The organism is Klenkia terrae (genome assembly GCF_900491935.1).
GTDB classification, from domain to species: Bacteria; Actinomycetota; Actinomycetes; order Mycobacteriales; family Geodermatophilaceae; genus Klenkia; species Klenkia terrae.
On sequence record NZ_UEXK01000004.1, the window covers coordinates 3,453,752 to 3,467,078 of the forward strand.

Genomic DNA, 13,327 nt, shown 5'->3' on the forward strand with positions numbered 1-13,327 from the left:
ACGGGCCCACCGGGGACGCCCAGCGGCGGAGGTTAACCGGGGGCGGGGGGGTCAGTGCGCGGCGTGCCGCGCCGCGGCACCGCGCCGGGGGAGCCGGCGGCCTGCGGCGAGACCCGACCCCACCAGCGCGACGAGCGCGACGCCGCCCAGGGCCAGCGGGACGGTGGACCCGGCGGAGCCGCCGGCCCCGGCCTCGACGCCACCGGTCGGCACCACGCCGGGGCTGGCCGCGTCGAGGACCGTCTGCACCTGGACGCCGGCGTCGCCGTCGAGCAGCAGCACCGTGTAGGAGGAGCCGCTGGCCAGGTCGACCGGGATGTCGGTCGGCGTGCCCGAGGAGCCGGCCACCTGCAGGGTCGTGGCGCCGCCGGGCAGCGAGACGTAGTCGGTGAGCTCGGGGAAGGCCAGGTCGGCCGACAGCGACTCACCACCGACCAGCCCGACCGAGGCCGGGGTCAGCGTCTGGGAGGCGTTGACCACCCGGGCCCGGGCCTGGCCCTGGGCGGGCGGGGTGAGGTCGTCGTCCAGGACCTCCAGGCCCAGCTGGGCGAAGGGCCCCACGCCGGCGACGGTGAACGCGGCGCCCGCGTCGACGGTCACGGTCGTGGACAGCACGGGGGCCGACGTCACCGGCGCACCGGCCGACCGCATGGAGACCGTGTAGGTGCCGGCGGGCACGGACTGGTAGCCCGAGACCGTGCCGTAGCCGACCCCGCTGAGCACGATGCCGGTGTCGGGGGAGGACACGGAGTCGACGTAGACGTCGACCGACGGGGTGTCCGGGCTCAGGTGGGCCAGCCGCAGCATCCCGGTGTCGGCGGCGCCCGCGGAGGGGGCGGCACCGAGCAGGGAGGCGAGCCCGGCCAGCAGGAGGACGGCGAGGCCGCGTCGGACGGTCATGGGTTCCTCCTGGGTGACGACAGCACTACGCAGGTGAACGTACCGGTCCGACCCGCACTCTGTGCTACCGGACGGACCGGTTCAGCTACCGGATCCGGTCAGCAGGCCGTCGGGGTCGGACGCGTAGTCGTAGCCGACCCGGATCCCGTCGTCGGTGACCTCGACCAGGTCCGGCGCGAAGGGCGGCAACTGGGCGGCCAGCCAGCCGCGCACCTGCTCGCGGAGGGCGGCGTCGTCGACCACGCGGGTGCCGCCGACCGAGTCCACCACCGCGTACCGCACGGAGGTGCCCAGCTCGCCCGGCACCGCCGGCAGTGCGGAGATGCCCACCCCGTACTGCGCGGCGATCCCGGCCAGCAGGGTCAGCAGCCGGGGGTCGACGTCGCCGGAGAGCAGGGCGCCGGTGGCCTGGCCGGCGTCGGCGGTGGTGGGGTTGGTCAGCAGGGCGCCGGACAGCTGCCGCCGCAGGGCCCGCTGGTCGGCGTCGGGGGTGCGGCGGTCGGGGTCGAGGACCACCAGGCCGGTCTCGGCGTCCCCGAACCGGGCGACGACGACGTCGTCGGGCACCGGACCCGGGGCGCCGCGCACCACCTGCAGCCCGCCCTCGCCCATCGGGATCCCGTCCTTGCGGAGGTCCTGGGCCAGCAGGCCGTCCGCGGCGACCGCGGTGCCCGCCGGCAGCTGCTGGGCCAGCCAGTCGACGAGGGCCTGCCGGTCCCGGGCCCCGAAGTCGTCCACCGGGGCGGTCCGCAGCGTCACCGCCGCGAGCACGAGCCCGGCGACGAGGGCGACCGTCGTGGCCACGGCCAGGACCGGTCGCAGCGGCCGCAGCGCCGGGGCCCGGACCAGCTCCTGGGCGAGCGCGCCGACCAGCAGGGCGCCGACCGGCAGGCAGACCACCAGGGCGGAGAACCGGCCCGGGGGCGCGATCGCGGCCAGCGTGGTGACCGCCAGCGCGCCGGCCGGCGGGCGCCAGCGGGGGAGCAGCCAGGCGGCCAGGGCCCCGGCGGTCAGCAGGCCGGCGGTGAGCAGCACCGAGCGGGTCTCACCGGCCGCCCACGGGGCGAGGACGTCGGGCTGCGGGTCCCACCGGGGGAGCAGCAGGACCAGCCCGACGAACACCGGGGCCAGGAGCCCGGCGAGCACCGTGCGCAGCCGGGGCGACCAGCGCCGTCCGATCCGGCCCGTGGCCAGCGCGCCGGCGGCGCCGGCGAGCACCAGCAGCAGGACGTCGGGGGCCAGCAGCACCGCCGGCACGAGGGCCAGGCAGCCCAGGGCGCGGACCGGGCGCCGCCGGCGCCCCACGGCCAGCCAGGCGGCCACGAGCATCCAGGGCACCGCCCAGGCCGCCGGGGCGCTGACGGCGTGCACCATGACCAGCCCGGGGACGGCGCCGAACACCAGGACGGCGACGCAGGCGCCGGCGTCGCCGAGCCGGGCCCGCCGGGCCAGCCGCCAGAGCAGCAGGCAGGAGACCACGACGGCGGCCCAGAGCAGTTCTCGGCCGGCCGCGGCCAGCCCGAGGTCACGCTCGAAGGAGCGGGTGACCCAGGCCCAGGCCGCGGTGTGCGCGATGGCCAGTCCGTCCGGGGTCAGCAGGTCCGGCGCCGGACCGCCGTGCAGCCAGTCCCAGGCCGGCGCGGTGAGCGCTCCGTCGTCGGCCAGCGGCGAGCTGCGCAGCGCCCGGGCGGACACCACCCCGGCGACCACGACCGCGGCCAGCGGGGCCAGCAGGGACCAGCGTCCCCGCGGCCGCCGGCCCGAGCGGTGCCGGGCGGTGCCGGTCTCGGCGCTGCCGGCTGCCGCCGAGCTGGTCCCGACGCTGCTGGCCTCGACGGAGGTGGCCACGGCATCCCCCTCCGGTGGCGGCGGGACGACACGCGGTCGCCGTCCTCGTGGTGATGACCTTGACACGCAGGGTCACCGCCGGCCACCCCCGGGTAGTGGGGCGCGGGCTCAGCTGCGGTCGGCGTCCCCCCGCTGGGCGGGCTGGCTGCCGGTGGGCACGGAGCGGACCGCGGGCTGGACGGCGGTCGCCGGGCCGCCCGCCGACGGGGCGGGCGAGGGACGCTGCACCGACGGCTGCGCGGGAGCCGCGGTGCCGGCGGGGACCGGGGTGGCCTGCGTGGGCGGCTGGGTGCGCTGGGCCGGTGCCGCGGCAGCAGGCTTCGCGGCCTGGGCGGGCGGGGTCCCCTGCGCGGGCTTCGCCGTGGCGGTGGGGCCGGCCTGCGCCGTCCCCGAGGCCGTCGACCCGGTCGTGGGCGGGGTCTTCGCGGGGGCCGGACCGTCGCCGGAACCCGGGGTGGCGTCGCCGAGCTCGGGCAGGCGGCCCAGCAGGCTGCGCACCTGGTGCAGCCGGGAGGCCAGCTCGTCCCGGAGCCGGCGGATCGCCGCGGCCTCCTCCTCGGCGGCCGCGACCGTGGCGGCGGCCTTCTGCGCGGCCTCGGCCGTCCGCTGCTGGGCGGCCTGGACCGAGGCCTTCTCCCGCTCGTCCTCCAGGCGCGCGGCCTCACTGCGCCGGGCGCGCTGGGCGATCTCGAAGTCTTCCTCGATCTTGGTCCGCCGGGCCTGAGAGTCGGTGTCGAGCTGGGCCACCCGCTCCTGCGCCTTGGTGACCAGCTCGTCGGCGCGGGCCTGGGCCTTGGTGGAGATCTGCTCGGCCTCGTGCCTGGCCTCGGCGACCACGCGCTCGGCCTCGGCGCCGGCCTGGGCCTGCCGCTGCACCGAGGCGTTCTCCTCCGCGGTGATCCGCTCGCGGATCGCGTCGGCCTCCTCGGCGGCCCTGCGGCGGACCTCGGCGGCCTCCTCCTCGGCCAGCCGCAGCATGTGCGAGATGCGCTCGCCCATGTTCTCGAACGTCGGCGCCCCGGCCGAGGCGGCCTTGCGGCGCAGGCCCTCGATCTCCTGGTGCAGCGCGGACAGCTGGGCGGCGAGCTCCGAGGACCGGGCCGCGGCGGCGTCCCGGTCGGCCATGGTGACCCGCAGATCTGCGTCCAGCCGCTCGATGGCCTCGGCCACCTGGTCGCGGTGGTACCCCTTGCGGACCACCTCGAAGGAGTACGTGGCCTCGCGGAGCGGGAGCAGTTCGGCGTGGGGGTCGCTCATGGGGCCATCCTTCCAGAACGCCGGGGTCGGCCGGGATGTGACGGGCCGGTCCGCAGCGTTCTCACAGCCGCGGACCGGCCCGGTCGCTCAGAGTCCGCGGAAGCGGTTGATCGCGTCCAGGTGCTGCTCGCGCTTGGCGGTGTCCCGGACGCCGAGGCCCTCGGTGGGGGCGAGGGTGAGCACGCCGACCTTGCCCTGGTGGGTGTTGGTCTGGACGTCGCGGGCGGCCTGCCCGACGTCCTCCATCCCGTAGACCTTCGACAGGGTCGGGTGGATCAGGCCCTTGTCGATGAGCCGGTTGGCCTCGTAGGCCTCCTTGTAGTTCGCGAAGTGCGAACCGATGATCCGCTTGAGGTTCATCCAGAGGTACCGGTTGTCGAACTGGTGCAGGTAGCCGCTGGTGGAGGCGCAGGTGACGATCGTGCCGCCCTTCTTGGCGACGTAGACGCTGGCACCGAAGGTCTCCCGGCCGGGGTGCTCGAAGACGATGTCGATGTCGTCGCCGCCGGTCAGCTCGCGGATCTTCTTGCCCAACCGCTGCCACTCCTTGGGGTCCTGCTCGTGCTCGTCCTTCCAGAACCTGTAGCCCTCGGCGGAGCGGTCGATGACCAGCTCGGCGCCCATCCTCTTCACGATCTCGGCCTTCTCCGGGCTGGAGACAACGCAGACCGGGATGGCGCCGCCGTTGAGCGCCATCTGGGTGGCGTAGGAGCCCAGCCCGCCCGAGGCGCCCCAGATCAGGACGGTGTCGCCCTGCTTCATGTTCGCCCCGTTGTGGCTGACCAGCTGCCGGTAGGCGGTGGCGTTGACCAGCCCGGGGGCAGCGGCTTCCTCCCAGGTGAGGTGGGCGGGCTTGGGCAGCAGCTGGTTGCTCTTGACCAGGGCCAGCTCGGCCAGGCCGCCGAAGTTGGTCTCGAAGCCCCAGATGCGCTGCTGCGGGTCCATCATCGTGTCGTCGTGGCCGGCCGGGTCCTCCAGCTCGACGGACAGGCAGTGCGCGACGACCTCGTCCCCGGCCTTCCACCGGTTGACCCCGGGACCCACGGCCAGCACGACGCCGGCCAGGTCCGAGCCCACCACGTGGTAGGGCAGGTCGTGCCGCTTGGTGAGGTCGGACAGCCGGCCGTAGCGCTCCAGGAACCCGAAGGTGCTCACCGGCTCGAAGATCGACGTCCAGACGGTGTTGTAGTTCACCGAGGACGCCATCACCGCCACGATCGCCTCGCCCGGGCCCAGCTCGGGGGTGGCCACCTCCTCGACGTGCAGGGACTTGCGCGGGTCCTTGTCCTTGGAGTCGACCCCCTCGAACATGTCCTGCTCGTCCTTGCGCACCAGCACCGCGCGGTAGGACCCGGGCACGCCCAGCCCCCCGATGTCGGCGAGGTCGTCGTTGAGGATCGCGTCCCTGATCTCGTTCACGCTGTGCTCCCGGGTCGTCGTTGGCTCGGAGTGGTGCGGCGAGGGATGTTACTGGCGGGTAGCCCCGTTGTCAGTGGTCTGTGGCCGGTTCCACGATCTCCACGAGCACCCCGCCGGCGTCCTTGGGGTGCACGAAGTTGACCCGGCTGCCGGCGGTGCCGCGGCGGGGCTCGTCGTAGAGCAGCCGCAGGCCGCGCTCGCGCAGGGTCGCGCTGACCGCCTCGACGTCGGTCACCCGGAAGGCCAGCTGCTGCAGACCCGGCCCGGAGCGGCCGATGAACTTGGCGATCGTGGACTCGGGGGTCAGCGGCGCGAGCAGCTGGATGCGGGTCTCCCCGTCGCCCACGGCCAGCATGGCCTCGCGGACGCCCTGCTCCTCGTTGGTCTCCTCGTGCACCGAGGTGATGCCGAAGGCTCGGTCGTAGAAGGCGATCGCCTCGTCCAGGTCCGGGACGGCGATCCCGACGTGGTCGATGGTGGTGAACAGCTCGGTGGGCAGTGCGGCTCCGTCGACGCTCATGCGGGCATGTTGCCGTGACCGGCGGTACCGCGCACCTGCCCGGCCGGCGTGACCCTGCACACAGGGCGGCGGCACCGGCTCCACGGGCGCCCTACGCTCGGGAGTCGGACGAGGCCGCCGACGAGGGTGGCCGTACCGAGTGGAGGACGGCATGACCCAGCCCGCAGCGAAGAACCGCTCCGTGATCGTCGGCGGCGCCCGCACCCCGATGGGCCGGCTGCTCGGCTCGCTCAAGGACTTCTCCGCCGCCGACCTCGGGGGCGTGGCCATCAAGGGCGCCCTGGACAAGGCCGGCATCAGCGGCGACCAGGTCGAGTACGTGATCATGGGCCAGGTCATCCAGGCCGGCGCCGGCCAGAACCCGGCCCGCCCGGCCGCGGTCGCCGGCGGCATCCCGATGTCGGTGCCCTCGTTCACGCTGAACAAGGTCTGCCTGTCCGGCCTGGACGCCATCGCCCTGGCCGACCAGCTCATCCGCGCCGGTGAGTTCGAGGTCGTCGTCGCCGGCGGCATGGAGTCGATGACCCAGGCGCCGCACCTGCTGCCGACCAGCCGCACCGGCGTGAAGTTCGGGGACACCAAGCTGGTGGACTCGATGAACCACGACGGGCTGACCGACACCTTCGACCAGGTCGCGATGGGGCTGCTGACCGAGCAGGCCAACAGCCGCTACGAGCTCACCCGCGAGGAGCAGGACGCCTTCGCCGCGGCCAGCCACCAGCGGGCGGCGGCCGCGCACAAGAACGGCCTGTTCGACGACGAGATCGTCACGGTGTCCATCCCGCAGCGCAAGGGCGACCCGATCGAGTTCCGCGAGGACGAGGGGATCCGGGCCGACACCACCACCGAGACCCTCGGCAAGCTGAAGCCGGCCTTCTCGAAGGACGGCACCATCACCGCCGGGACGGCCTCGCAGATCTCCGACGGCGCCGCCGCCGTCGTGGTGATGAGCGCCGCGAAGGCCGCCGAGCTGGGCCTGACCGTGCTGGCCGAGATCGGCGCGCACGGCGTCGTGGCCGGGCCGGACGCCACGCTCCAGCAGCAGCCCTCGGCCGCCATCGCCAAGGCCTGCGCCCGTGAGGGCATCAGCCCGACCGACCTGGAACTGGTCGAGATCAACGAGGCGTTCGCCGCGGTCGGCATCGTGTCCACCCGCGAGCTCGGCCTGGACCCGGAGAAGGTCAACGTCAACGGCGGCGCGATCGCGCTGGGCCACCCGGTCGGCATGAGCGGCGCCCGGATCGCGCTGCACCTGGCGCTGGAGCTCAAGCGCCGGGGTGGCGGCGTCGGTGCCGCCGCGCTGTGCGGCGGCGGTGGCCAGGGCGACGCGCTGGTCCTGCACGTCCCCGCCGCCTGACGGTGGGACGCCGTTCCCCGGACGTCGGCGCACTGGTCGCCGGCGCCCGGGACGGCGACCCGCGCGCGGTCGCCCGGCTGATCTCGCTGGTCGAGCAGGAGAGCCCGGCGCTGCGCGAGGTCGCGGCCACGCTGGCCCCGCACACCGGCCGGGCCCAGGTGCTCGGCATCACCGGGTCGCCCGGGGTCGGCAAGTCCACGACCACGACCGCGCTGGTCAGCGGCCTGCGGGCCAGAGACCTGCGGGTCGGCGTGCTCGCGGTGGACCCGTCGTCCCCGTTCTCCGGGGGTGCCCTGCTCGGCGACCGGGTGCGGATGGGCGCCCACGCCGACGACCCAGGGGTCTACATCCGCTCGATGGCCTCCCGCGGTCACCTGGGCGGGCTGTCCTGGGCGACGCCGCAGGCGCTGCGGGTGCTCGACGGCGCCGGCTGCGACGTCGTGGTGGTGGAGACGGTCGGGGTGGGCCAGTCCGAGCTGGAGGTGGCCTCCCTGGCCGACACCACACTGGTGCTGGTCGCCCCCGGCATGGGCGACGGCATCCAGGCGGCCAAGGCCGGCATCCTCGAGGTGGCCGACGTGTTCGTGGTCAACAAGGCCGACCGGGACGGCGCCGACCGGACCGTCCGCGAGCTGACGGCGATGCTCAGCATGGCCGTGGACCCCGGCTGGCAGCCGCCGGTGGTGCGCACCGTCGCCTCCCGCGGCGAGGGCGTGGACGACGTGCTGGCCCGGGTGCAGGAGCACCGGGAGTGGCTGGCCGCCTCGGGCGAGGGGGACCGGCGCCGCCGGGTCCGCGCGGCGCGGGAGATCGAGGCCATCGCGGTCGGCGAGCTGCGCCGCCGGATGGGCGACGTGGGCGGTGCGGCCGCGATCGACGCGCTGGCCGACCGGGTGGTGGCGGGGGAGTGCGACCCGTGGACGGCGGCCGACGAGCTCGTCGGGCGGCTGTGACCCCCATCGGGGGAGACTGGGGCCCATGAGCTCGAAGCCGGATGCCGTCGTCGTCGGAGCCGGACCGAACGGGCTCGCCGCCGCGCTGCGCCTGTCGGCCGCCGGGCTGCAGGTGCAGGTCGTCGAGCGGGCGGACCGGGCCGGCGGCGGGATGCGGACCGAGGAGGTCACCCTCCCCGGGTTCGCCCACGACATCTGCTCCGCGGTGCACCCGATGGGCGTGGCCTCGCCGTTCTTCCGCGAGTTCGACTGGGCCTCGCGCGGGGTGCGCATGCTGCACCCGGAGGTGGCCTACGCCCACCCGCTGGACGGCGGGGACGCCGCGGTGGCCTACCGCTCGCTGGACCGCACCGCGGCGGGGCTCGGTGCCGACGGCGCGGCGTACCACCGGCTGTTCGCCCAGCTGGTCGAGCACGGGGACGACGTCATCGACTTCTTCCTGTCCTCGGCCTTCCGCCGGCTGCCGACCAGCAGCATCCCGGCGATCACCCGGTTCGCGCTCAACGCGCTGCCCAACGTGCGGTGGCTGGCGCACAAGGCCTTCGAGGGTGAGCACGCCCGCGCGCTGATCGGCGGGGCGGCCGCGCACGGCATGCTCGACCTGACCCGCCCGCCCACCGCGGGGCTGGGCCTGGTGCTGTCGATGCTGGCCCACCACCGGGGCTGGCCGCTGCCCGAGGGCGGCACCCAGCGGATGGCCGACGCGATGGTCACCGCGATCGAGCAGCAGGGCGGCACGGTCGAGCTGGGCCACGAGGTCACCGACCTGCGCGAGTTCGACGGCGTCCCGGCGGTGCTGCTGGACACCACGCCCGAGGCGTTCGTGTCCATGGCCGGGGACCGGTTGCCCGGCGGCTACGGGCGCTGGGTGCGGCGCTACCACCACGGCCCCGGCGTCTTCAAGATCGACTGGGCGCTGTCGGACCCGGTGCCCTGGACCAACCCCGACGTCCGCCGGGCCGGGACGGTGCACATCGCCGGCACGCTGGCCGAGACCATCGCCGGCGAGGCCGCGCCGGCTGCCGGGCGGCTGACCGACAAGCCCTACGTGCTCGCCGTCCAGCCCACCGTGGTCGACCCGACCCGGGCGCCCGAGGGCAAGCACGTGTTCTGGGCCTATGTGCACGTGCCGCACGCCTCGACGGTCGACATGACGACCGAGATCGAGGCGCAGGTGGAGCGGTTCGCCCCCGGCTTCCGGGACACGATCCTGGCCCGGGCGACCAAGACCGCACCGCAGATGCAGGACTGGAACCCGAACAACCTCGGCGGGGACATCTCCAACGGCGAGGCGTCGTTGCGGCAGATGCTGCTGCGCCCGGTCCCCCGGTGGAACACCTACTCCACGCCGCTGGACAACGTCTTCCTGGCCTCGGCGGCCACCCCGCCGGGCCCCGCCGTCCACGGCATGTGCGGGGACAACGCGGCCCAGACGGCGCTGCGCAAGGTCTTCGGCGTCCGCGACCTCCCGCCCCTGCGCCCCGCNCTACTCCCCGGTGAGCCGCGTGGCGTCGTCCGCGGCAGACGTGTAGAACGGCAACGCCCTCAACTCCTCCCCGGGGGGCCACGTGGGCAGCGACGACGGCACCGGCTAGACCGGCGCCGCGCGCGTCGCCAGCGCCGCCCGCCCCGCGCAGCGTCGACCAGGGGACCTGATCGAACTCCGTCCTCCCTCACCAGCGCTGGTGGGGGAGGACGGAGTTCGATCAGGTCCCCTGGTCGACGCTGCGGAGGGCGAGGTCCCTAGGCGACGCGGGAGGCGCCGGCGTAGCCGGGCATGTCGACGCTGCTCACGATGACGCCGGTGCTCGAGTTGAGCGCGTTCACGATCTGGCCGTTGCCGATGTAGATGCCCACGTGGCTCACCGGGGAGTAGTAGAAGACCAGGTCACCCGGGAGCAGGGCGGCGCGGTCGACCGGGGTGCCGACGGTGGCCTGGTCAGCGCTGCGGCGGGGCAGCTCGACACCGGCGGCGGCGAAGGACTGCGTGGTCAGGCCGGAGCAGTCGTAGGCGTCCGGGCCGTTGCCGCCGTAGGCGTAGCCCTTGCCGACCTGGGCCATCGCGTGGTCGACGGCGACCTGGGTGGCCGGCGTGGGCGCGACGACGCCCGACGCGGGCGCGGCGGGGGCGGTGACGGCGGCCGGGGCGGCGGACGCCGTCCCCACCGCGCCGGGGGCGAACCCGACGGCGAGGGTCGCGGCGACACCGGTGAGGAACACCTGGCCGGTGCGGCGCAGGCGGGCGGAGCGGGTGGTGGTGAGGGCCATGGAGGAGCAGGCCGTCCTCTCGTGGATCGCCCGCCGGGGGCAGGACCCGGCCGACGCCGCGCGCGGCGGTGGTCGGCCCGGGGGGTCGTGGGGCAGCTGCGCTCCGGCGCATCCTGGATCCCGCGTGCCGCGTGCGGCCGACGGGGAACTGCCCGCTGCGGACCTCGGTGGTGTCCCGGCGGATCCCGGTGGGTCGCTCGACCCGACCGGGGACAGCCACCGTAGGCAGCGTCCCCGGGGGTCCGGCAACCGGTCGTGAGGATGCTCACCCTGCGCAGGACGGCTCACCAGGAGGTCGGCGCCCGGCGGTGGGATCATGGGGGCCATGCAGCCGAACCGCCCCGCTCGACCCGGTCCCACCGACCCCCGCGCCGCCGCGCAGCAGGCCCAGCTGGCCGCCTCGCTGGCCGGCGCGGTCGACCTGGCCGCGGTCAAGGCCCGGTCCGACGCCGCGGCCCGCGCCGCCGCCGCCCCGCCGCCGGCACCGGGTGCACCGGCCGGGGCGCCCGGCGGCACCGTGGTCGACGTCGACGAGGCCACCTTCCAGACCGAGGTCATCGACCGGTCCTTCCAGGTGCCCGTCGTCCTGGACCTGTGGGCCGAGTGGTGCGGGCCCTGCAAGCAGCTGTCCCCGGTGCTGGAGAAGCTCGCCGCCGAGGGCGGCGGAGCGTGGGTGCTGGCCAAGGTCGACGTCGACGCCAACCCCAACCTCGCCCAGGGTCTGCGGGTGCAGGGCATCCCGGCGGTGAAGGCCGTCTGGCAGGGCCAGCTGGTCGCCGAGTTCAGCGGCGCCATCCCGGAGGAGCAGGCCCGGCAGTTCGTCACCGAGCTCGTCGGCGCCACCACCGGTGGCGGGCTGCCCGGGGGTGAGCCGGCCGAGGCCGAGGAGCCCGAGGACCCGCGGCTGGACGCCGCCGAGGCCGCGCTGGACGCCGGTGACCTGGCCGGCGCCGAGGCCGCCTACCAGCAGATCCTGGACGTCGAGCCGGCCCACCCGGTCGCCTCGGTGGCCATCAAGCAGGTGCAGCTGTTCCGCCGCGCCGAGGCCGCCGGACCCAACGCCCTGGTCGAGGCCGACGCCGCGCCCGACGACGTCGCCGCCCAGACCCGGGCGGCGGACTTCCTGCTCGGCACCGGCGACATCGACGGCGCCTTCGGCCGGCTGCTCGACGTCGTCCGCCGCACCGCCGGCGAGGACCGGGACGCCGCCCGCATCCACCTGGTCGAGCTGTTCGGCGTGGTCGGCGACGAGGACCCCCGGGTCGGCGCCGCCCGCCGTCAGCTGTCGGCCGCCCTCTTCTGACACCCGCCGATCCCGGGGACCGCGGTCCCCGGGATCAGCGGATCAGGCCTGCAGGCCGCAGGCGGTGAGGCCGTACAGGAAGCCCTGCCGGAAGACGTCGACCAGCTGGAAGCCGGAGATGCCGAGGTCCGGGAACACCGTCGGGTCCTTGCCGTAGGCCAGCAGGAACTGCACGGCCTCGTCGAAGTCGCCGGGTGACAGCGTGATGCCCACCGGCTGACCGTCCACCTCCGTCGCAACCTCTCCGTACAGCGCAGCGCCGGAGAAGGCCCCGGCCTGGCAGGTGGCCGAGCGGATGGCGTCCTCGTCGTCGGTGGACAGGCCGAGTTGGTCCCGGGCCGCGATGCCGTAGGGGATGGCCACCGCGGTCACCACGGCGTAGTCGCCGATCTCCTCGTAGGCCGGTGCCGCCAGGTCGGTCTGGTCGTAGTAGACGATGTCCTCGTCCGGGCAGAAGCCGGCGTTGGTGTCGGTGTTCATCCCCGCGCACGAGGGCGCCGTGCCGTCGAAGGGCTCGATGGTCGGGGCGACGAAGTCCGTGCCGAGGTCGTCGGGGAACGAGTCGTCGTAGTAGATCGGCAGGGACTGGTCGATGAGGCCGGGGACCTCGTCGAGCGGCAGGTTCCCGTTGTTCTCGTACTCCTGCTCGTCGGTGAACTCGGCCTGGGTGAACACCCGGTCGGACTCGTAGTTGTCCCGGCAGGCCGCGGCCCCGCCGTCGAAGCCGTCCTGGATGGCCGAGACCCGGTCGAAGTACGAGCCGTGCGCCTGGCTGTCCTCGGTGCCGGTGCCCGGGGGGTCGCGCACGATGAAGTACCCGGCCAGCAGGCCGTCGAGTTCGGGGGCCCGGATGGTCTCGTGCATCGCGTTGCCGTCGGCCACCCACTTGGTCCAGGCGCCGGCGAAGCAATCGGCCTGGGTCTCCACGTTGATCGACGTGTCGCCCGCGGGGTAGCCGACCCGGCCCTGCACGGCGTGGCCGAACTCGTGGGCCATGATCAGCGCGGGCAGGAAGCGGCCGTACTGGTCGGCGAGCTCCTGCAGGAAGGCGCGGTCGTAGCTGATCGAGTCCTCGTTGGAGGCGCCGACGTCGGGCGGGCAGTAGAACGCGTTCTGCTCCACCTCCTCGGGCGCGGAGCTGCAGCCGATCTCCCCGCCGGGGTAGAGCGACTCGTCGACGTCACCGGGGTCGACGGAGAAGTAGCCACCGGTCAGCGCCGGGAAGTCCTCGCCGTAGACGTCCGGGAACTGCTGCGCCCAGAAGTCGTTGAGGTCGGCCAGCGCGTTGCGCGCGGTGACGTCGGCCTCGGTCTCGGCCGCCCCGGTGATCGGGAAGTCGGCGGGTGCGACATCGGTGATCGGCGGCTCGGCCGAGGAGGCCTGGCCGGACACCAGCGTGGTGCCGCAGCCGGCCAGCGTCAGCGCCAGGGACAGGATGCCGGCGGTGAGCGCCACCGAGCGGGTCGTGGAGGACATGGACTCCCGTTCTCCTCGGTCCGGCG

The 13,327-nt window shown here is 74.8% G+C and carries 11 protein-coding genes; 4 read left to right on the top strand and 7 right to left on the bottom strand.

Annotated features, from left to right (window positions below):
* Positions 1–51: 51 nt before the first annotated feature.
* From LFA75_RS17285 to mce, 5 genes are all read right to left on the bottom strand, one after another.
* A complete protein-coding gene (locus tag LFA75_RS17285) occupies positions 52–900 on the bottom strand; it encodes a DUF4397 domain-containing protein (protein WP_225234836.1) in 849 nt (282 codons plus the stop codon).
* Between the two features lie 81 nt (positions 901–981).
* Positions 982–2,748, bottom strand: a complete 1,767-nt coding sequence (locus LFA75_RS17290) for a hypothetical protein (RefSeq protein ID WP_225234837.1) — start codon at positions 2,746–2,748, stop codon at positions 982–984.
* Between the two features lie 108 nt (positions 2,749–2,856).
* Positions 2,857–4,005, bottom strand: a complete 1,149-nt coding sequence (locus LFA75_RS17295) for a coiled-coil domain-containing protein (protein WP_225234838.1) — start codon at positions 4,003–4,005, stop codon at positions 2,857–2,859.
* An 87-nt stretch (positions 4,006–4,092) separates the two neighbouring features.
* Positions 4,093–5,424: a crotonyl-CoA carboxylase/reductase gene (gene ccrA / locus LFA75_RS17300; RefSeq protein ID WP_225234839.1), complete on the bottom strand. Its 1,332-nt coding sequence runs from the start codon at positions 5,422–5,424 to the stop codon at positions 4,093–4,095.
* 70 nt (positions 5,425–5,494) lie between these two features.
* The gene (mce, locus tag LFA75_RS17305) at positions 5,495–5,944 is read right to left on the bottom strand and encodes a methylmalonyl-CoA epimerase (protein WP_225234840.1); all 450 of its coding nucleotides are present in this window, start codon (positions 5,942–5,944) and stop codon (positions 5,495–5,497) included.
* 151 nt (positions 5,945–6,095) lie between these two features.
* Between mce and LFA75_RS17310 the strand changes: the two genes are divergently transcribed.
* The 3 genes from LFA75_RS17310 to LFA75_RS17320 are packed head-to-tail and all read left to right on the top strand — an operon-like array spanning position 6,096 to position 10,001.
* Positions 6,096–7,301 (top strand): acetyl-CoA C-acetyltransferase, encoded by a 1,206-nt coding sequence (locus LFA75_RS17310; protein ID WP_225234841.1) that lies wholly within the window; start codon positions 6,096–6,098, stop codon positions 7,299–7,301.
* A gap of 2 nt (positions 7,302–7,303) precedes the next feature.
* Entirely contained in the window at positions 7,304–8,254 is a 951-nt protein-coding gene (meaB, locus tag LFA75_RS17315; RefSeq protein ID WP_225234842.1) for a methylmalonyl Co-A mutase-associated GTPase MeaB, read from the top strand.
* Between the two features lie 25 nt (positions 8,255–8,279).
* Positions 8,280–10,001: a phytoene desaturase family protein gene (locus tag LFA75_RS17320; protein ID WP_225234843.1), complete on the top strand. Its 1,722-nt coding sequence runs from the start codon at positions 8,280–8,282 to the stop codon at positions 9,999–10,001.
* Here LFA75_RS17320 and LFA75_RS17325 read toward each other — a convergent pair.
* A complete protein-coding gene (locus LFA75_RS17325) occupies positions 9,998–10,522 on the bottom strand; it encodes a C40 family peptidase (protein WP_225234844.1) in 525 nt (174 codons plus the stop codon). The two genes, LFA75_RS17320 and LFA75_RS17325, sit on opposite strands and share 4 nt — an antisense overlap.
* A gap of 325 nt (positions 10,523–10,847) precedes the next feature.
* On the opposite strand from LFA75_RS17325, the gene LFA75_RS17330 reads away from it, so the two are divergent.
* Positions 10,848–11,825 carry a tetratricopeptide repeat protein gene (locus LFA75_RS17330; RefSeq protein ID WP_225234845.1) on the top strand — a complete coding sequence of 326 codons (978 nt, stop codon included), beginning with the start codon at positions 10,848–10,850 and terminating at the stop codon, positions 11,823–11,825.
* A gap of 42 nt (positions 11,826–11,867) precedes the next feature.
* On the opposite strand, the gene LFA75_RS17335 is transcribed toward LFA75_RS17330, so the two are convergent.
* Complete coding sequence (locus tag LFA75_RS17335; RefSeq protein WP_225234846.1) at positions 11,868–13,301, bottom strand: neutral zinc metallopeptidase; 1,434 nt, start codon at positions 13,299–13,301, stop codon at positions 11,868–11,870.
* Positions 13,302–13,327: the final 26 nt, after the last annotated feature.

Coding starts and splice junctions, on each gene's coding strand:
- LFA75_RS17295 (WP_225234838.1), bottom strand. CDS start 4,005: ATGAGCGACCCCCACGCCGAACTGCTCCCGCTCCGCGAGGCCACGTAC.
- LFA75_RS17335 (WP_225234846.1), bottom strand. CDS start 13,301: ATGTCCTCCACGACCCGCTCGGTGGCGCTCACCGCCGGCATCCTGTCC.
- mce (WP_225234840.1), bottom strand. CDS start 5,944: ATGAGCGTCGACGGAGCCGCACTGCCCACCGAGCTGTTCACCACCATC.
- LFA75_RS17325 (WP_225234844.1), bottom strand. CDS start 10,522: ATGGCCCTCACCACCACCCGCTCCGCCCGCCTGCGCCGCACCGGCCAG.
- LFA75_RS17310 (WP_225234841.1), top strand. CDS start 6,096: ATGACCCAGCCCGCAGCGAAGAACCGCTCCGTGATCGTCGGCGGCGCC.
- LFA75_RS17330 (WP_225234845.1), top strand. CDS start 10,848: ATGCAGCCGAACCGCCCCGCTCGACCCGGTCCCACCGACCCCCGCGCC.
- LFA75_RS17285 (WP_225234836.1), bottom strand. CDS start 900: ATGACCGTCCGACGCGGCCTCGCCGTCCTCCTGCTGGCCGGGCTCGCC.